The sequence below is a fragment of the Paenibacillus silviterrae genome (assembly GCF_030167925.1).
Lineage (GTDB): Bacteria > Bacillota > Bacilli > Paenibacillales > NBRC-103111 > Paenibacillus_G > Paenibacillus_G silviterrae.
Window position 1 is genome coordinate 1,048,923 of sequence record NZ_JASKUT010000002.1, and the last position, 20,426, is coordinate 1,069,348.

10 protein-coding genes are annotated in these 20,426 nt (G+C 51.7%); 1 reads left to right on the forward strand and 9 read right to left on the reverse strand.

Annotated features, from left to right (window positions below):
• Positions 1-61: 61 nt before the first annotated feature.
• The 9 genes from QMO62_RS27870 to QMO62_RS27910 all read right to left on the reverse strand — a co-directional run bounded on the left by QMO62_RS27870 (position 62) and on the right by QMO62_RS27910 (position 18,627).
• Positions 62-4,981, reverse strand: a complete 4,920-nt coding sequence (locus QMO62_RS27870; RefSeq protein WP_284645763.1) for a chondroitinase-B domain-containing protein — start codon at positions 4,979-4,981, stop codon at positions 62-64.
• An 18-nt stretch (positions 4,982-4,999) separates the two neighbouring features.
• Positions 5,000-6,832: an S-layer homology domain-containing protein gene (locus tag QMO62_RS27875; protein ID WP_284645764.1), complete on the reverse strand. Its 1,833-nt coding sequence runs from the start codon at positions 6,830-6,832 to the stop codon at positions 5,000-5,002.
• An 11-nt stretch (positions 6,833-6,843) separates the two neighbouring features.
• Complete coding sequence (locus QMO62_RS27880) at positions 6,844-8,853, reverse strand: CBM96 family carbohydrate-binding protein (protein ID WP_284645765.1); 2,010 nt, start codon at positions 8,851-8,853, stop codon at positions 6,844-6,846.
• Between the two features lie 56 nt (positions 8,854-8,909).
• Positions 8,910-12,809, reverse strand: a complete 3,900-nt coding sequence (locus QMO62_RS27885; RefSeq protein WP_284645766.1) for a fibronectin type III domain-containing protein — start codon at positions 12,807-12,809, stop codon at positions 8,910-8,912.
• A 375-nt stretch (positions 12,810-13,184) separates the two neighbouring features.
• Positions 13,185-13,469, reverse strand: a complete 285-nt coding sequence (locus QMO62_RS27890; RefSeq protein WP_284645767.1) for a DUF4183 domain-containing protein — start codon at positions 13,467-13,469, stop codon at positions 13,185-13,187.
• Positions 13,470-13,573: 104 nt separating this feature from the next.
• On the reverse strand, positions 13,574-14,179 hold the full coding sequence (locus QMO62_RS27895) for a DUF4183 domain-containing protein (RefSeq protein ID WP_284645768.1): 606 nt from the start codon (positions 14,177-14,179) through the stop codon (positions 13,574-13,576).
• 170 nt (positions 14,180-14,349) lie between these two features.
• Positions 14,350-15,621 (reverse strand): hypothetical protein, encoded by a 1,272-nt coding sequence (locus QMO62_RS27900; RefSeq protein WP_284645769.1) that lies wholly within the window; start codon positions 15,619-15,621, stop codon positions 14,350-14,352.
• A 242-nt stretch (positions 15,622-15,863) separates the two neighbouring features.
• Positions 15,864-16,901 carry a Cfr family 23S rRNA (adenine(2503)-C(8))-methyltransferase gene (locus QMO62_RS27905; RefSeq protein WP_284645770.1) on the reverse strand — a complete coding sequence of 346 codons (1,038 nt, stop codon included), beginning with the start codon at positions 16,899-16,901 and terminating at the stop codon, positions 15,864-15,866.
• A 241-nt stretch (positions 16,902-17,142) separates the two neighbouring features.
• Positions 17,143-18,627 carry an Lsa family ABC-F type ribosomal protection protein gene (locus QMO62_RS27910; protein WP_284645771.1) on the reverse strand — a complete coding sequence of 495 codons (1,485 nt, stop codon included), beginning with the start codon at positions 18,625-18,627 and terminating at the stop codon, positions 17,143-17,145.
• Positions 18,628-19,146: 519 nt separating this feature from the next.
• On the opposite strand from QMO62_RS27910, the gene QMO62_RS27915 reads away from it, so the two are divergent.
• The gene (locus QMO62_RS27915; protein WP_284646700.1) at positions 19,147-20,406 is read left to right on the forward strand and encodes an MBOAT family O-acyltransferase; all 1,260 of its coding nucleotides are present in this window, start codon (positions 19,147-19,149) and stop codon (positions 20,404-20,406) included.
• The last annotated feature ends 20 nt before the right edge of the window (positions 20,407-20,426 follow it).

Consider the following 20,426-nt stretch of genomic DNA (forward strand, 5'->3'; position numbering starts at 1 on the left):
CACGGGAAAAGCCCTTCGCTGCGGACATGACGTCCGGAGCGAAGGGCTTTGATGAAGTAAGCTAATTCGGAAATCGGATCGGCTCTGCCAGCGGCTGCATACCGGTGAAGCTATTCCACACGAAAAGCTTCACATAGTGTCCAGTTACTTCTTCCGGCAAGTCGAAGCCTGCCCCGAGCCCTACCGATTGCCCGGCCGCTACCGCCTGCTCGGCAAATCCGATTCGGCTGACCGAATGGTCCGGCCGATAAAGCGCTGCGACAAACACGGCATTCTCCGAGCCGCCCGCAGCGACATTCTCCAGCGTTGCCGACAACCGCAGGAAGCTCCCTCCGTTCAGCGTCGTAACTGGGAGGCCATTCAGATCCACCGCTTGGAATTGTACAATTCGCAATGCCGGTACTTGAGGCTGTCCGCCGCCGGCACTCCGGACGATCTGAAGGACTGGATGCCTGCCGCTATTGGCCTCTTCCTTCGAATAAATGTTAACGTTGCCGTTCTGGCCGATGGTATCTGCGATCATCAACGTTGCCCATCCGTCTCTTTGGGCACGGATAAAATCGGATACGTCGACCGAATATTTCTTAATATCTGCGCTATCAATCGTGAAAGAGCCCAGCAGAAAGGCCGTCTCTCCAACACCTGCCACGTTCACCAGCTGCTCCTCCCGATTCGGTGCATTGTTCCACGTCAGCTCTGATTCCGTCCAAGCATCATTAGTAATGCCAAATACATGAAGCGTCACTGCCGTTGTATTGCTCCCTGTTCGTGCGTGTACCTCGAAGGAAGTTTGCTCGGCCTGATGCGCATTCGTTACCGGGAACTTGAAATAGGCTATGCGCCCCTTGGTTCCATCCTCGCTTCGTTTCACATTGAAAAATTTGAACCAGTTTCGATCCGCTGCATTCGATGCCGTTTTGTCCGGATCCTCTACACCATAATTTGTGTCCGGCCGTTCGATATCGATTTTAGCATCGTGTGTAGCGGCAACCGTTTCCGCTTCTCGGGGCTCTTCTCCGCCAGGCAGTGTATTATCTTGTAAATTAACTCCCGTATTGCCTGCAATCGTATTACCTGTCATGGTGACGCCGGTACCGGCGGATAAGAGCACGCCGTTCGTATTCGACGTGATCACGTTATTTTCAATGCGCACATCCGTCGGAATGCCTGCTCCAACACCTCCCGCACCCGGATCGCCCGGATCCTGCTCAAGAACGATACCCCAGAAGCCGGTCGCCGGGTTGCCCGTAATCGCGTTGCCGCGAATCACAGTCCTCGGCCCGTTCTGAATCAGGATCCCCCGCGAGTTGGCCGGTTCTATCGTGCCGCTAATTGTATTGGACTCGATTAACGTATCCGGAGACCCCATATGAACCTTAATGCCCTCGCGCGAATTGGAAATGGTATTGTTGACAATGTGGTTAAAAGGGCCTGAAGCGTCGTGATTGCTTGGTGCCGTGCCGCCCGTGTTGCCAAGTGCGATACCGGCTCCGGTCAGCACCCCGGAAATCTGGTTGCCGTGAATTTTATTCAAATATTCATCCTCTCCGTGCAGGTCGATTGCATCCAGCCTCGAATCGGTGAAGACGTTGTTACGGATTTCGTTGTTATGCGCGTAATACTGAATAATGATGCCGTGCCGCATGTAGGGTCCTACGAACGTGCTGTTCTCTACAACATTGTGGCGTGTATCGTTGGCATAGCCGAGCCGGTCCGTTTTGGGAATGCCCTGAATGGAGACGCCATAGCCCGCACCGCCCCCGCCAACGTCGGTCATATTCTGAAACCGCGCATTGCGGACTACGATATCGCGGCTTTTGCTGATTCTGACGCCCATCTTCTGGAACTTTTCTACGGTGACTCTATCAATCGTTACGTTATAAGAAGGCTGGCCAAGACCGTCCTCCAGTACGATGCCGTATTCAGGCCCCCCTCGTTCAGGGTTGTTGACTTGATGATTCGTGGAGTAGGTTCCGCTAAACGTAGACGTCAGCGTAAGATCCGAGATAAGAATATCATGCTTAGCGTACCCGCTGATCATCTTGCTATTGGAGGCGCTTCGGTCAAAATGGGATCGCAGGACGGTGCCTGCTTGGCTCTCTCCCCGCAAATGGACACCATTCTTCAGACCGATATGCGACGTTCCGTCGTTCGGCAGCGTGCCGATCAGATCGTAAACACCAGTAGGGAAGTAAACCTCATCACCCGGTTGCGCCGCTTGAATCGCCGCGTGGATCGCCGGCACGTCGTCAAGCCCATCGTTAGGTACGGCGCCATAAACGGTGACGTTAATCGTCGTGCCCGTAACCCGACTAGGCACATGCAGCGGGTACGGTTCGCCATTCGCCTTGAACATGCCGGCCACAGTGTAAGGCGGCACATCCTCCCGCACCTCTGGCGGCGGAGGGCTCAGCGGCAGAAGCACCGGATTACCGCTCGAGGAAGGCCCATAGATGTGTACGACCGTCAAGCTGTTCCATGCGTTAGCTGTATTTCCGTACCCGACAATACGAACATAACGAGCTTGCCGATCGGCGAAATCGAAGGGCTCAAGGTTCAACGTCGTGCCCCCGCTCTCACCGGAGAAGACCTTTTCCCAAGCGCTGCCGTTCTGGGATACCTCGATGTCAAATATCGTACGTCGGGCGTTGCCGCTGTGGAACGCGGCACCAATATAGCTGACCGTCTTGATCGAGCCAAGATCGAACTGGATCCACTCGCCTAGCCGTTGACCGTCGATGATGGTACTTTGCGCAGACCACCGCGTCGTTAGGCTGTCATCGAGCACATTCTCCGGAAAGTTGCCGTCATGGCTGCTTGCGCTTACCTCTGCAATGTCGTATTTGACGGCGGTTTCGACTGGGGGCTGTTCTTCGTTGTCCGACGAACCGTTGACCGGTGCCGGTATTTCGTGCGCGCCAACATGCAGGGCTGAGCTTCGCCCGCTGTCTTCCGTATAAACGAACGGATAGGAGCCGGCTGCAGCGTTCAGCACCGGACTGTTCGCGCCCGGTCTGAATTCACCATCCCATAGGACGAGCAACGGATCGATTGTCCGAATTTGGCTGTCGGTGGCTATGATTCCCAGCTCGGCGCTTCCCTTCGGATACATGATATTTCCCTGCCAGGTGAAGCCCTCCGTCAGAGCGGAGCCTGTTGATTTGTAATCAACCAGCGTGTTCCGATCGCCAACGACGATATTATTGGCGAACGTTATATTTTGCGGCGGTCTTGTGTAATTGTTGTTGTTGGTAAATCCAAGCTCCAGGTGATAGCGGTTGTTGACCAATGTATTATGGGCAATGACAATATTCCGTGGACGGAAATGCTTCGACAGATCGGTGGTGGACCCATAGTCTGCGTCACCGTTCGTAATCGTTATCGGGGCATCCCATTTCGTTCCTGTCAGCCCTTCAAAGTAATTGTTAAAAATTTTATGATCATCCCCGTATACGCGAATGCCGCCGGTCCCTGTTGGACTGCCGTTCTGGTCGAGACCTTCGCGGTCATTGCCGAGAAACCGGTTACCGTATACGAGCGTGCCGTTCCCGTGCCGCAGCGACAGCGTGCCGAGAGATTCCTTGAACGTATTGTAACGAATAATATTGCGCCCGCTCTTGACCGAAATGATTTCAGGATCGGAATCCGTCCGTTCAAAAAGGTTGTGCTCGACCGTTGTGAACGAGTCATACAGCGACAGCTTACTTTCTCCGATACGAATCGGCTCCGATTCATTCGTCTGTCGTGGCAGTGTATTTCGGAAAGTATTGTGATCGATCCGGTCGTATTGGGAAATGCCGGTGAAGCCCGGATTGTCGCCGCCGACAACGATAAATTTACCTGTGTCCAGCTTGTTTTCGAATACGTTATGGTCGATTCGGTTATGTGAGCTGTTCGCTCCATCAATTTGCACCCAGGTCGACGAACCCGTATGCGGTGGATTATGGAAAACATTGTTCGTTAGCCGCACGTGTCGGTTATTCGTCAATCTGGCTGCATAGCTTCCTTTGTTCTCAAAGAGAAAGCCTTCCAGAGTCAAGTAGGAGGAGCCGCTAATATATAAGGTGCCACCCGTGATGACCGCCATACCCTGCTGAAGCGCCTGAATACGGATAGGTCGATCCTCCGTTCCCTGTTTGTTGGAAATGGAGGGAAACGTATAGCTTCCGTTAGCGAGCTGGAGTAAATCGCCGGGTCTAAGGTCGTTAATAGCGGCCTGCAGCTGGCTATTGTTCGTAACCGTTATCGTTCGATCGCCAGGGTCTTGCGGGCCCGTACCCGGGTCTTCCGGACCCGGATCACCGCTCCCTTCTCTTGTTACCAGCACATCGTCATAAAGCGCCGTATTCCCCGCGTAACCCGAGCCGCTGTTGTTATACAACCCAATCGCCCCGCGGGTTAAAGCAGCATCTGTCGCTTGAATGACCAGTTCCCCGTTCACATACCCTTTCAGCTCGGAGCCGTTCAGGGCAAGGCGCAGCTCATAAACCTTGGATTCGTCAATTGTGCTGCTGACCGCTACAGTCGATAGCGTCGATTCGGAATTGTTGATGCGCTTGGTCAAGAGCACATCGTCCTTCGTAGTGCTTCGGCGAATCAATAATGTGTAATAATTGTTTTTATCCACATATCTTGCTGCAATACCAACCCGTGCTGTGCCGGTCGTCGGCGTCCCGGTGAGCATGACCTTGGCGGACACAGCATAATCCGCCCAATTCATATCGCCTCTCGATACCACATACGTCGTTCCTGTCGCGTTCTGCCTCAGCATAGGCGACTCCCGTGTCTCGAGATCCCATACACCGTTGCCGGTGCCGTTCGACCAGACGGACCCTACCGGGCTAGACGGGTAGCTGTTGAAATCATCCTGAAGCAGAACAACGGATTCGGCGTGAGCAGGAGCAGCAAACGGCAGGGGGAAACCCGCCAGAACAAGAGCGGCGGCAAGAAGTATTCGCACCAATCGGGTATATCGATTCATAGTCGCAACCCCTCCCCATTAACGGTTAATAAATTGCAGCTGTACAAGCATTCGTTTTACCATGACAGCTGCTTCCGCCCGCGTTGCGTGAAGCTGCGGTGCGAAGGAGCCGTCGGGCCTGCCGCTTACGATACCGCCCTGCACGGCCGTTGAAACAGCCAATCGCGCCCACTCGGATATAGAGGCAGCATCGGTAAACCCATTGTTCGTGCCCTTGGCGGGGCCGGCTTTTCCTACAATAGATATTGCCCTTACAATCATCACTGCCGCTTCCTCTCGAGTAACTGGACGCTGCGGTCCGAAGCTGCCGTCTTCGTACCCCGAAATAAGCTTGTATTTGGCTGCCGTTGCGACGAACGGCGCAAACCAGTCGCCAGACTGAACGTCAGAATAAGGAGCAGCAACGGAAGCGGGGGTAAGTCCAAGCGCCCGGACGAGCAGAGCCGCGAATTCGGCCCGGGTCACCTGGCCGTGTGGAGCAAACTCGTTCGCGGATACACCGTTTACGATGCGCTTTGAGGCAAGCATCTCAACGTCGCCTTGAGCCCAGCTTCCATTCAGATCCGCGAATGACTTGGGCATCTCGACAACAGCGTATATGCTGTTGCCATTGCGCTTCAGTACGGCAGACCATTGTCCGTTGGTCTTCACAAATACGGTCGGTACAAACGCAAATTCTTTGGTTGCCGGGTCGTAACGCAATCCGGTGGCCGCTGCCGGGTTAACCTCTCGAAGTAACGGCACGCTACGGTTCACATACTGGCTGCCAAAATCGTTCCATTCCACAGTTTGGCCCCCGCTTGTCATCGTCACCTTGTACTCGATCGCGGCCGAAGCAAGCGTTGGACCGAACACCGCGTTGATATCCTTCTCCACCGGGGCCGCTGCCCTTCCGACGGAGATGCCCAGCTGGCCTTGCGGATCCATTCTACCCGCCAGGGCGGATAAAGGAAGCTCATATGTGCCGCTTCCTGTCGCGACAGCAAGGGACGCGGTTGCATGCTTTTGGGCAAGGCTTTCTAGTACACTTAGGGGCAGCTTTATATCGACGGACTCGTATGCGGATACATCAATCGTTAATACATGATTACCGTTGCTGATCCGATTGATCGCCGGACCGAAGGCTTCCCCTGTCAGTACGATAACGGCCACCGAATGGCCGTCTGTGCGCGTTGCATGCTGGACAGTTGCCTCATTCGGCCTTACAATCGGCTCTTGCGGTCCAGCTCCGCCATTGGCGGGGTTGCCTCCTACGTTGCCGGAGCCGCCTCCTCCGTTGCCGGAGTCGCCCCCCCCGTTGCCGGTGTCGCCCCCTCCGTTGCCGGGGTTACCCCCGCCGTTACCGGGATCGCCTCCGCCGTTACCGGGATCACCCCCGCCGTTTCCGGGATCACCTCCGCCGTTGCCGGGATCACCCCCGCCGTTTCCGGGATCACCCCCGCCGTTTCCGGGATCGCCCCCGCCGTTGCCGGGATCGCCCCCGCCGTTTCCGGGATCACCCCCCGCCGATGGCGGAATGACGAACGTCGTTGTCTGCACCTCAGTTACCCCACTGCCCCCGACCGTAACCCGATAAGTGCCCTGGACACTTGGATGGGGGCGGTACGCGAAGGTGTAAGTTCCGTTCTCTCCGCTGGCGGTCTGGTCCAAATAATCGATCGTTCCAGCCGGAGATGTGACCATCACCGTCACTTGCTTACCGGCTCCGGAGGCGATCGTACCCGATATCGTCACCTGTCCGCTGCCTGCGGCTGCAGAAGCCTGCACGCTCACCTGCGCCGCCAGAGCGGATACCGGAAATACCGGGCAAATGAGCAATAACGAGATGCACAAAGCGTATAACCTTTTCATCGTATTCCTCCTCATGGGTGATCGAAATAGGTTCGGATATGGTACAGTTCCTCCGATAACCCGTTAGCTGCATCCCGCACGGACACCTCGACCGTATAGCCGCTATCGGATGGCTCAAACTGTCCGCTCCACTTAAATTCCGCAATGCTTCCCGCCCTAACCGTTCTGCGAACCGAGCCTGTCAGCACCTCCTCTTTGTCCGCATTGGACTTCAGGATCCGGAATTGCATAACGGTGTCGAACGAATCCACTGTCAGATTTTCGAGCATCCCACGCAGTTGGATGAACCCTGCCCCATCCAGGCTGACCATCTGGTCGCCGGAGAGCGTGCGGAACGATACGTCCCTGACGAGCATAGGGTATACCGGCATTGCCGCTACGGGTACGCTGAAGTCGCTTTCGAACGCGGCATTGCGGGCGCGCACCTTATACGTGTAGGTTGTGTCGTTGACAACATCTGTATCGGTAAATTCGAGACCCGCCGTCTGGCCGGCAAGGGTGAAGCCGCTTCCGTTATCGCGATAAACCTCGTAGAGCGTCGCTTGATTCGAGGCGTTCCATGTTAAGCGTACCCGCTTACTGGAGGCCACTGCTGCGAGTCCCTCTGGTACGGCGGGTGTTTGGAGCTCCTGTATGGTCAGCATCAGGAGCGGCGGTTTATCGAGAGCATTTTCCTTGGTGGCATAGTTCGCCCCTCTGCTCACACCGGAGCTCGATTGCAAATAAAAGCTGGCGATCCCGTCCGTCTGCCCGCGCACAAACTCAGTGGCTGGAAACGTAATATAGGTTCCGACGGCATCCGCATTCACTCTAAACTGCCCGAGCGGCACACCCATTTCCTGAGGACGGTTTGCGTCGGTGATGGTCCCTTCCTGCCAGGAATCGTCTTGAATGCCGTACAGCGTAACATCGTACCCGTCTGCCGGCGTACTGCTTTCGAGCGCGGTTACGTAAAGCTTCACCGCTGCATGCTCAAGCATTCCGCTATATTCAGGGATAGGAAATTTCATGTATGCACGGCGTATATCCGAGCCGGACGAATTGCTCTTCACGTTCATTGTAGTCTGTGAGCCGAACGGTCCGCTGCCAGGCCTCGTATAGGAATCAGCCGCTGCTTCAGTAACCAGCTGACGCCCAGGTGCCGTAACGGTTACAGGCTCGCTGAGCGGCGAAGCGTTACCGCTCCCGTCAATGGCCAAGACCCGATACACGTAGCTGCTCCCGGGATTAAGCAACGTATCGGTGTAGGACGCTGCAGCAGCCGTTCCTCGAACCGCCCCATCCCGGTAGACGGCGTAGGTCACGGTTCCCGAATTATCGGTGGACGGCTGCCAGGTCAACGTCACGCTTCCAGGCCCCGACCATTCCGCTTGAGGCGTACCCGGTATGGTAGGGGGCAGCGTATCGGGCTGCGCACCTTGCCAAGCCTTGACAATCAGCAACGGAGGAAAGGCGTGCTCTTTGGTAGCATAGTCAGCGCCTCTACTCGCTTCAACTCCGCGAATGCGGAAGCTGACCGTGCTATCTGTCTGGCCCTTAATAAAGTCGGTTACATCCGCTGTTACATAGCTTCCGACGCTCGACTGCGTCACGGTTACGACTCCTAGAACCGTTCCCTGATCGGCGGGCGCGTTCGCGTAGGTCATGCCGACCTCGCTCCAGCCGTCATCGGACATGCCGCGAATTTCGATCTGATACATTCCTCCTGCTGATACAGTAGCTGATTCCATGGATACAACATATACCCGCAGCTCCGCCTCGTACACACTGCCAATCACGGAGGAAGTATCAAATTTCACGAAAGCGTCCCGGTTCTCCGTTGACGTCCGCTTCACTTTCATTCGGTCGTTCGCTCCGTAATTCGTATCTGCGGTTGCGCCCCCTTGGACCCATGTATCCGCAGAAGCGCTCAAGGTATACTCGAGAGAGGGAGCACCTGCTTCAGCATGAGCCTGCTGAGGTGCTAAGGCTATATTCAGCATCAACAGCATGCTGAGAAGTAACATCATTGATTTGCGCATCGCTACTCTCCTTTCGACATACGGCGCCAAATCGCCGAATATCCGATCGGCCCACCTCATGGCATCACCCTCGTTTCCGCTAGCGGCTCTAATCCCATGAGCTCGTTCCATACAAATACGCGAAGCTTCAATCCGCCCGAATTATGCTCAGGAATCGATAGGCCTGCCGCATACAAATCTGTCTCCCAGCCCGAAATATCCCCGGTCACGGCCGAGATCCGAAGCGTTCGGCCATCGCCGTCCTCCAGGACAACGATTGCGGTTGCACGGCGGGCTTCAGGCGAATTGTTCGTCAGCGGGACCGTGATATCCAGCCAGCCGGATGCAGGCAAGCCTTCCACCGGCTCTCCCGCTGCATTCTTCATGAGAACGGCCCCAACCGTAACAGCCGGCAAGGAGGATGCAGCAGTCCCGTACACCTCGATCTCGGAAATACTGTTCCAGCCGCTGGACGAATTGCCGTAGCCGAGCAGGCGAACATATCTGGCATTGGCTTGGTTCAACTCGTAAGCTTCGAAACCCGCGGTCAAACCGCTTGTTTCCGCATTCGAGATGACTCGCGTCCAATTCGTGCCGTCAGCCGACACATCGAGGCTGAAATACGACTTGCGGACCTGACCGCTATGATAAGCGATTTTGATATGGCTCAGACTGCGGATTGCCCCCAGGTCGAGCTGCAGCCGCTGGGCTGTTCGACTTCCGAGGGTGCCTTGGCTCAGAGCAGACCAGCGTGTAGTGAAGTCGCCATCCACTACATTACCGGGTACATTCCCGTCATGCTCGTCTGCAGTTACCGCAATGATGCCAAGCTTCTCCGTCCCTGTTCCTTCACCGAGCGCAGCGAACTGCCAATTGGACAATGCCGATCGGTTCCCCGCCACATCATACGCTTTCATCGCCATGAAATAAGTACGGCCTGGCAGCAGAGGCTGCACCGTTGCCGATTGAACGCTGCCTGCGGACAAGGGGGTGGGAACGGAAGTCACTCGCACAGCAGACTCGAAATTATCCTCTGTAATAGGATTGGTGCTGTAGCGTAGATCATAGCCGGCCGCTGTACCCACATAGCCGTCATTGCCTGTCGCTGTCCACTCCAGCACAACGGAATCAGCCGATGCAGACACTACACGCAAATCGGTGATGGCAGCCGGCGGAACAACATCCTCCGCTATTGGCATAGTCAAGGCTGCCACGTTGGATAACGCCGCCACATTCCCGGATTCATCCCCCGCGCGTACTGCAAAATAGTAACTCGTATTTGCAAATAATCCTCCGATTTCGAAAGCTTCCACTGTTCCTTGAGGTCCCGGTGTCGGCTCCCCGGCGGCCTTCACAGCCTCGTCCCAGTTATCATCTGTTATCGGGCTTGTATGATAGCGTACATCGTAGTAGTCGGCTGTGCCCGTTGTTCCGTCGTTGCCAGGTGCCGTCCACTGGAGCCGCACTCGTTCCGGGGAGACCACGTCTGCAGACAAATCAGATACTGCTCCCGGCGGAACCTTATCGGTACCTCCTGCATCCTGCAGCATGAGTACGAATTCAGCCTCTCCCGCGGTCGTCTGAAATGCAACGAAGCTACCGTTCACTACGAATGCGGCCGGTTCCGCATTCAATAGAACCTGCTGCACCTGCTTCCCGGCGGGAACACGCAGGCTTACCGTCGCACCGCCCTCCGGTGTAAAGATTCGACCTGTGTGACGATCTCTACGACTTACATCCGCTGCGACTGTTACTGGAGCTGAAGCACGCAGCCATTCCGTATTGCGGTACCTTAGCGAGCTTGCCTCCCGAACCATGTATTGCAGAGGAAGCCCGGAATCCCTTACATAAGCGAATGAGCCGTTGCTCTCCATATGCCCGACTTGAGCATTGCCGTTCCCTCCCTTTAACATGTAAGTGTCCAGATTGCCGTCTATCGCTACCGTTCCGCCCGTTCGAGTGCTATTGCTTAGATCTTTTACCTCCGGAAGTGCCGCTGCGATAGGCATCGGGATAAGAATTTGCAGGAAATCCGCAGCTGCCGCTTGCTTACTGGCTTCCACGTAGCCTTGCACGGTGTAGTCATCCTTCACGTACGACACCTCTCCAGTCCGGTCCGTGAAGGCAGCATTGTCAGCAAAAATCCAAGCGCCCAGCTTCGCCGCCGAACCGTAGACACTGTTCGGGTATACCCATTGACGGAAGCCTCCGCTTCCGCTCATTGCGCCTTTACCGCCATGGACATATACGCTGAAGTTTCGTGGTGTCCCATTACGGCTTCGCAGTTGATCAGCAATGACGAAATATTGCTGGCCCGGAAACGCCACCGCACGGTCCATATACCCCAGGCTTTCACTGTCAGGCGGAAACAGCAGCGGACTCTCCCCCTTGGTCGTATCGTTCTGAATGTCTATGAAGCGAGCCGACTTTTGTTGAAAATCAAAAAAATCGGTATCCATGCTGTACAATGAGGGCGGAGTATCGTTCTGCGCAAAATCAACGGGCCACTTGCCGTCCAATGTCGCAGTATTATGCGCGGGCGCGGTCCGATACCAGGTTCTCCGCTCCGCATCGCCGTACGCCGAACGTGAATAGCCGGCATCGCTGGCCATCATCTGGTTTTCGGCATGAATAATGTAGCTTAGATGGTCAAAATGGTTATGGTTGTCCGCCTCGGCCACACCTTGAAACAGCAGATATCGGCTGGAAGGATCGTCCGTCAGCCAGTTATTACGGAAGATGGTCTGCCCGCCCTCGAGAAAGAAGCTCGTTCCCGTGCCCGTAGGGGCTATGGGTTCAATCGAAGACTCGTAGGTCAAATATTTGTCTAGATCCATCGTGTCGTCGTAGCTTGCGCCTGTATTGTTGCCGAACTCCCCGCCCCACGGCGATGTATCCGTTGTCATATACCGCCATTGGAACAGATTGCCCCATTTGGCGTCCGGGTGGAGCGAAGTATGGTCTTCCTCCGTCATGAACTGCCCTGCTACCATGTGAAGAAAATTGTGGCGCAGGAAGGAATCCGCGAAGTTTGGCATCCAGCCTTTGTTATTGGAGACGTTAAATTCCCAAAGAAAAGCTGGCTTGAACAACCGGAATTGATCTACGCCGGACACATTCTTGTAATGGTAAAGGAACGGCACAAAATTGATGTGCGAATAAATGTAGTACTGGGAGCCTTCCCGATAGATGCCGTCGGAGCTGAAGAAATAGGACAGGTTCGAGTTAGCCGACTCCAGTGCTTCTTTAAGCCAATCGGATGGCGAATTCATTCCCGGCTTTGAATAACTGGACAAGGCTAGCGCCAGCGAGCCGAGTCCCCAGGCAGGCTTCGAGCGATGGTTATGGGGACGCGGCCCCCATCCTCTGTCATTCCCGCCATCGACACGGATCCAGATATTGTCATACAGCGTCTGCGCCTCGAAGGCGAGACGGTCACGGATCTCGGCGTCCTGCTGCGGGGTCAAATGAGGCTGCATCCAATCATAGGCGGCAGCGAAGTTTTGTGCCCAATTCGCTCGATAGGTCTCATCTATGGGCGAGCTCGATACGTTCGGATCGATATCCGCACACGTATAAATGGGCCCATCGTACGCACGCAGCAGCGCTTGCACTGCTCTCTCTTTGTGTTGCTCATTGCCTTCCATTAAGTATAGGAACGCATTATACTTCGCGATACGGGCCATTTCCCCGTAATAAGCATGAACGACATTCCCGAACACACAGCCCGGTGCTTGCGGAAGCTCCATAGTTAGGTACGGGCTGGTTCGAATCGAATTCCACAAGGATGCCGCATAAGGATCAGCCAGCCGCTTGGCATATAATGCTCCGACCCCTCCCGTGTCAAACCACAGCTTCGGATGCGACTCCTGCCCGGGCAGCACAGGCGTCGAATCCGCCACAAAACCGCTGTAGCTTTCGTAGTTGACTGACGCCTGCACAGTCGATGCCGACGCAAGCACTTGAACGATGGCCAATAGGAAACAGATCGTCCGGAATATCGGTTTCTTCAATTTACACACTCCCCCATTCATAGATGTAAGCGCTTTAAAATCAGCTTTATTTTACTGGATATATGTCCCAAAGTGTGATGCGCTAACTTTATATGGAGTTGTGCTTATTTTAGGTTGGCATGACAAACCTTTATCCACTTTTCCGTGTCCGTCCCTCAGCTTGAAGAGTTGCGTTACAGCTACATTTAATACAAATATTGTGATGGTAGTCTTCATGTAAGAGGCCACAACCAACGAGATACTGATAAAGACTTCTATGGCCGGTTCATGCAGCTCAATCATGAATAAAGACAGAGAGAACATATCCCCTCTGTCTTTTTCCGAATACAGTTTAATTTATTAAGAGACTATGAATTGAACGACGATCGGAGTTCCTCCATCAAGAGCATCGCCACCAGGAATGGTTATGGTTGTGGTTGTTACGGAGGAAGTATCGGCTGTTTGCATAATACCGTTAATATACAGGTTGTAATAATTGTACGTGCCTGGAAAAGCCGTGGCAGCCGCACCGGCATCGTTCGTAAAAGCCGTAGCAGCAATTGCAAACGTTGCCCCGGTACCGGTCCCTGCGCCTATTGTTGAAGTATATCTTCTAGTGTTTTGATAAGGAGTAACAATTGGCATTCTATCTCACCTCCCTTCTTGATCAACATATTCGGTTGATTCATAGAGGTGAGGGCTTATAGAAACTGATATTAATGGAATCTGTTTGCCTTCCGGTTACTATATTAGGTTACTAGGACTGAAAATTGAACCATTTCCAAAGTCAATGGCGTACCTTTATAAATACTCATACCATCTGGATACAAAGTCAGTGCATTTGGATTTATATTGTATGCATTGCCGGCCTGCATAATCCCATTAATAAATAAGTTGTTATAGCTATTGGGACCAAGACCTTTGAAAGAAGTTACTAAATTCCCCATATTATCTACGAACAGATCAGCGGGAATATTTAAAGGGCCTATAGAAGTCAAATCCTGACTAGCGTTATAATAGTATCTATACACCACCGGAATGATAGATACATCTGGGAGAGGCCCCGACGGTCCTTGTGGGCCAGGTGGCCCTTGTGGACCTTCATAACCCGATGGACCACGCGAACCCCGCGGCCCTTTCGGACCTGGAGCACCCCTTTCTCCTTGTTTACCTCGCGGTCCCCTGGAACCACGTTTCCCCTTTCGTCCAGGAACCAGAATGCAAATCACTTTGGTTAGCCATTTTCTTCGATTTGACTTTCGTTTTTTTCGGTTCGAAATCGATGCATTACAGTACTTACTTTTCTTTATACAGGCTATTTTCAATTTCTTTTTACGGAGTTGTTTACGTTGCATTCTGAAGCAATAAGTGCACTTCATATAAAACACCTCCTTTACAAACAACGGCTACCATTTCTCATTCAATTCTTATGCTATGTGTTCGAAAGATTTAGGGCATGGACATTTATCCATTATTTTCCTTATTTCGAGATATTTCTGGTATAATAGGCGTCCGTTCCATAACATTATTCTGATGAAGCGCTGCAATAATTTCTTTGAGGCTTAGTCACGAATCCCGTTGCTTTTCTTATTTTTAAAACTTTAATCAACTGATCCTGCAGAGAGGCGTTACATGTAACCTCAATAATAACCTCACTTTTGCGGCTGGAAGAAAGCTTTAATTTTTTCTTGTTTAACGCTAATTCAATGATCAATCCCAAAAAGAAACCGCCTGCCAGGCCCAGTAGCCCCCAAATGACCGGTCCCCAGTACAACACGAATCCATAGATAGCTCCCAGAACAGCAAGGATGGTTCCGCCCATCATGGCCCCGTCCAGAATGCTTCTGCCATCGACACGATGAATGGAATCAACGATATATACTTGAGACTCAAGGTTTTCCAAAGGTAATGCGACGATATTGCGCGGTGGAACTCCCAGCTTTTCTAAATCATGGATTGCCATCTCCACGAAGGGCGAATGCTCAAATGTGGCGACGATTTGAACGGTATCGGTTTCATTTGTGTTTAGGTGTGCCAAGTTTGCAGCCCTCACTCTAAGGTATCGAATTTGTTCAATATCATACAAAGTGTTGTTTTCATTTACCGATGCGTATGCCTGATAAATTGCAAAAGCGTACATAGAAGGCAAGAAAAGAAACCACTGCCAGTCTACCATGGCAGTTGCTCCGCTAAAATCCCCAAGGAACGAATAAAGCAAGGTGCGAACGGCATGTGCCTTATAACAAACAAATATCCACCAGGCCAAAACAAAAGTACCGACAATCGTACTGCCACCATATAATTGCCCCAAGCCGGGTGATAAAACTGACCAGCCCAAACCTACCCAGGGATGTTTCTTTTCAAGAATGACAACGTCAAAAAAGCTCACTTCGGATGGCACGATAGGTGCATCCTCCACTTCGGCCAGAGAGTGACTTTTTTTGATCTCAACCGCACAACGGTAACTATCCCAGATGCTAAATATATATACTGCAACATAAAGCAGAGCCCAGTCCTGGTTTAAATGAGCTTTTGCCTCCTCAAACTTGCCAAGAAAGGATAAGGCAATCCCCATGTTTAGATTGGACAGCCCGTTTACCACAAGCTCCCAGATGATCAGAACAAAGCCATGCAGGTACTTACCAATAAACATATGCCCTAACCCGGGAAAAGCTGCTGACCACCAGGCTGCGATCCAAGGCGTACGAGGATATACCGAATTGATTCCAAATACGGATATCTTTCCTTTGGAATAGCGAGCTTTTATGTTACCTGACTGAAAATCCTGATGTGGCATAGGTTTTCTTCTCCTGCCGCTGGAAATCTTTATGTATTATCACCAAAAATCTTGTTTTATCTTCCTCTATTACCAAACAACTTATACTGAATCGCCGGACTTACCGTCTTATCAATGGGGTGCACGTTGGCGGAAAATTTGGGGACGGAGGAAAAAGCTGTAAAAGGATTTTCATGAAGCCTTCCGGGAGGAAGGCTTTTTAGCATGTTCATTTTATTTATCTACCCATTTTTAATTAGATTTCAAGTACTTTTCTTACCGTAAAGCTGTCCGCATGCCGCGTTAATGTCCGATCCGAATTGCGTTCGGATGGTCACATTGATCCCTTTTGACTTCAGAATCCGAACAAAGCTCTCGATCCGCTTAGAATCCGATGTACGGTAACTTTCTGGAGTAACTTCGGTTGAGTTGTAGGGAATCAGGTTTACGTGATAAAGATGTTCCCCCGGTCCCCTTCCCCGTAACAACTCGGCAACCGCTTTCGCATGCGCAGCCGAGTCATTGACTCCTCGGAGTAGAAGATAAGCAATATACACCTTCCTCCCTGTAAGTCGGATATGATGATCCAACAAATGGAGGACCTCTCGGACTGGAAACCGGTCGTTGATCGGCATCAGCTCACTCCGTTGATCGTCAAACGGCGAATGCAGAGAAAAGGTTAGATTGACTTGGGGATACTCCCTTGTCAGCTTGTCGATCCCCGGCAACAGACCGATGGTGGAAATCGTAATTCGTCGATGCCCTAATCCAAAGAGGCCTGGATCGGTCAAAATATTCAAAGCATCAAATATATTCGGGTTGGCTAGCGCCTCCCCCATACCCATGAACGAGACACTGTCTAAGCTGTGACCATTCAGGTGAAAGTAAAGCAATTGGTCGGTAATTTCGTCGGCCGTCAAATTTCGTTTCAGACCTATCGTACCGGTGGCACAAAACTTGCACCCAAACCCGCAGCCGCACTGAGTGGAAATACAATACGATTTCCACCCATGCTCATATTGAAGGCGTACCGCCTCAATATGTTCGTCGCCAGCCACAGCAAACAACACCTTGCTGACCTGACTTGATGTGAGTTCCTTTACTGGAGATATGCTGCAGACCCGCGGACCCAGCGTCTCCATCAATGCTTCACGCAGGGATTTGGGCAGTATGACCATTCGTTCGAACTCGCCGATTTTCCCCTTGAAAATCGCTTCTGTAATTTGTGAATATCTATATGAGGGTTGCTTCAACTCGGACAATACTTGGCGAATCCTTTCATATTTCGAGACTGGCTTCATGTCTTCTCCTTACCGCCGGAGAAAACGTACCAAAGCAGCCATTAGCCAGCGCCTTAACTACGTCATTAACCAATTACGAAGAGAAAGCACGATGCATTTGCAGACGGACCGCTAAGTGCATTTATCGATATAATGGTAATTCTCCGGCATTTTGTTTTTGTGAACCGCTTCCTTTGAAATGAACCGGTTCACAAAATCATCTACAACCTCAATCATCATCACTTTCATCCTCCAGGAAGGGTTAGTCTGTAAGTTCTACAATCTTTGTCGCGATATGCTTGCAAAATTCGCTGTCATGCTCCACGAAAAGGATGGTCGGAGCGTGCTTCAGAAGCAGCTCTTCGATTTGCATCCGGGAAATGACGTCGACAAAATTCAGCGGTTCGTCCCAAACATGCAAATGAACCTGCTCGGAGAGGCTTTTCGCAATGAGCACCTTCTTCTTCTGGCCGCCGCTAAAAGATGAAATGTCCTTTTCGAATTGCAAACGCGAGAAATCGAGCTTCCGTAGAATCGATTTAAACAAGCTTTCGTCAATCCCGTTGTTTCTGGCGAAATCCGACAAATTGCCGCGCAAATGCGAAGTGTCTTGCGAAACGTAGGATATTTTCAATTGACTCCCGATTCGTAACGCCCCGGAGTAAGGGATATCCTCGCCGCAGATCAGTTTGAGCAAACTGGATTTACCTGAACCGTTGGGGCCGGAGAGCACAATGCGGTCCCCTTGCTCTATAGTGAAGCTGACGTCATGGCAAACTTTCTTCTCGGCATAATGAATCGATACGCGGTCAAGCTCGACAAATTGGTGTTTGTGATACGTCAATTGTGATATTTTCAGGCTTTCTGAGCTTTCGACGTTCTTAAGCAGCTGAGATCTATCCTCGATTGCGGATTGTTGTCTTTGCTCTATCGATTTGGACCTCTTCATCATTTTGGCTGCCTTGTGGCCGATGTAACCTTTATCTACCTTGGAGCCGGAGTTGCGAGTCCCGTTTTTTGTTTTTTCCACTTCGTGCGACCAATTGCTCGTCCGGTTGGCCGCATCGGACAACCGCTTGATGTCCTTCCTCAGCTTATCGTTCTCGGCGAGCTCGAATTGGTCCTGCCGTTGTTTGTTCTCCCACCAATCGGAAAAATTTCCTTTCTGGATTTCGATATTGGTCTTATTGATCGCAAGAATATGGTCCACGCAGTTATCTAAGAACGCCCGGTCGTGCGATACCAGAATAAACCCGCTCTTATCGTTCAAATAATCGCTGACCAGCTTCCGGGCATGAAGGTCCAGATGATTGGTCGGCTCGTCGATGAGCAAAAAACTGTTTTCCTTCAAAAACATGGCTGCGAGCAGCACCTTCGTTTGTTCACCATTGGACAAGGTCCCAAACGGTCGGTATAATACCTCCTCCGTCACTTTCAAAAGCGACAGCTCACGCAAAAGTTGCCAGTGCTCGTAGTCCGGATAGATGTCGGCTACGATATCAATGGTATTGTGCTCTTTGTTCTCAACGTGGAATGGGAAATACTCGAAACTGACGTTTGCCGATATTGTTCCACTGTACTCGTACTTACCAAGTAACAGATTGAGAAACGTGGTCTTGCCCCGGCCATTCCTCCCGGTAAAACCCAATTTCCAGCCGGTATCCATTTGAAAACTAACGTTCTCAAATATGTTGTCGTAATTGCCTTCATAGGCAAATGTGAGGTTCGTAACTTTAATCAATGACATATTGGACCTCCAATCAAAAAAAATAGAGCTACAAGAAAGTTACCTTTCTTGTAGCTCAAAAAATACGGATAATCCACCCCCGGAACAAGGGTGAATACAATATATTTAATGAGTGAAAAGAATAAGGTAACTTTCTTGCCAATAAAGAATAAAACAATCCGCTTTATTCTTTAAACCAGGCAAGAAATATTACATTATTCTCTTCATCTCCATTCGTTAAGTTTAGCGATATCTTATCATATCCTTTTCTTTATTTCAACGTCCCATAAAATGGTTATGTAATAATCAAAACCAACGAATAGATTCGGAACGATAGTTACAATAATATCCATATACGGTTCCGATGAGGTGTGAGCAATGGTCTTCTCCAGCTTGGTCTTCTTGTTTGGCTTTTTACCATTAGCACTGATTTGCTACTACTTCTCACCCCCAAGGCTTAAGAATCCTGTACTTCTTCTGTTCTCGTTAGTTTTTTACGCATGGGGCGAGCCGCTTTGGATCATCGTTCTCTTGCTTAATGTGCTCCTTGGATGGTGCGGAGGTCTGCTCCTGGATAAGCAAGGCGGCGGTCACTCAACCAAGAGGAAGGCCATTCTTGCCACCTCCATCCTGTTCCAAGTGGCGCTGCTGTTCCACTTCAAATATATGCCCTTCCTTTTGGAATCGTTGGCTGCACTGACCTCGGTAAGAATACCTTATGAGGATCCGGGACTCCCGATCGGCATTTCCTTTTTCACGTTTCATCTCATATCGTATCTTGTGGATGTGTACCGCGGTGAAGCGCCGGCGCTGCGCTCCTATGCCAAGCTTCTCCTCTATATCGCCATGTTTCCGCAGCTTGTGGCTGGCCCCATCATTCGTTATGCCGACGTGCAGCAGCAACTATCCCGGCGCACCGTCACGTTAGAGGAGTTCAGCTATGGTATCAGCCGCTTCGCGGTCGGTTTGGGGAAGAAGGTTATTCTCGCAAATGCGCTGGGGGAGCTGTCGCCTCTGTTTTTGGACGGCAATCTTCAGCAGCTTTCGCTCGCAGGGGCGTGGTTCGGGATCGTGCTGTTTGCTTTGCATATTTATTTTGACTTCTCGGGATACTCGGACATGGCGATCGGTCTAGGTCGAATGTTTGGCTTCAAATTTAAGGAGAATTTCGATTACCCCTACATCTCTAGGAGTGCTACGGAGTTTTGGAGACGCTGGAACATCTCCGTTGGACGTTTCTTCCGTGATTATGTCTACATCCCAATGGGAGGCAACCGGCGCAGACCGTGGCTGAACCTGTTTGTCGTGTGGTTTGCGACGGGCTTATGGCATGGAGCGAGCTGGAATTTCGTGCTTTGGGGATTATACTTCGGAGCCTTGATTGCACTGGAAAAAAGCATTCTCCTACGGTTCCTCACAGCAATGCCCAGGTGGATATCGCACTTGTATTTTATCGCAATCGTTCTGATCGGTTGGGTGTTCTTCTATTTCGAATCCATGACACGGGGCGTATATTATTTGCGAGTTATGTTTGGATTGACAGCAGCACCATGGATCGATGAAGAGCTGCTGATTCATGTTCATAATAACGCCGTTTTGCTGATCCTGGCTCTTATTGGATCCACCCCGCTGCCAGCTGTGCTGCATGATACCCTAACCTCGGGGGACAGGCCGCCTCCGCTTGTTCAGGACGTTTATCGGCATGCGCTGGTTCCCGCGGTATGTTTTACCTTATTGGCGCTATCCGCATTGCTATTGGTGGGACGGAGCTATGTACCGTTTTTCTATTTCCGATTCTAGGCGTAAGGGGAGGTTCACTG

Coding starts and splice junctions, on each gene's coding strand:
- QMO62_RS27890 (WP_284645767.1), bottom strand. CDS start 13,469: ATGCCAATTGTTACTCCTTATCAAAACACTAGAAGATATACTTCAACA.
- QMO62_RS27875 (WP_284645764.1), bottom strand. CDS start 6,832: ATGAAAAGGTTATACGCTTTGTGCATCTCGTTATTGCTCATTTGCCCG.
- QMO62_RS27905 (WP_284645770.1), bottom strand. CDS start 16,901: ATGAAGCCAGTCTCGAAATATGAAAGGATTCGCCAAGTATTGTCCGAG.
- QMO62_RS27900 (WP_284645769.1), bottom strand. CDS start 15,621: ATGCCACATCAGGATTTTCAGTCAGGTAACATAAAAGCTCGCTATTCC.
- QMO62_RS27910 (WP_284645771.1), bottom strand. CDS start 18,627: ATGTCATTGATTAAAGTTACGAACCTCACATTTGCCTATGAAGGCAAT.
- QMO62_RS27870 (WP_284645763.1), bottom strand. CDS start 4,981: ATGAATCGATATACCCGATTGGTGCGAATACTTCTTGCCGCCGCTCTT.
- QMO62_RS27895 (WP_284645768.1), bottom strand. CDS start 14,179: ATGCAACGTAAACAACTCCGTAAAAAGAAATTGAAAATAGCCTGTATA.
- QMO62_RS27880 (WP_284645765.1), bottom strand. CDS start 8,853: ATGCGCAAATCAATGATGTTACTTCTCAGCATGCTGTTGATGCTGAAT.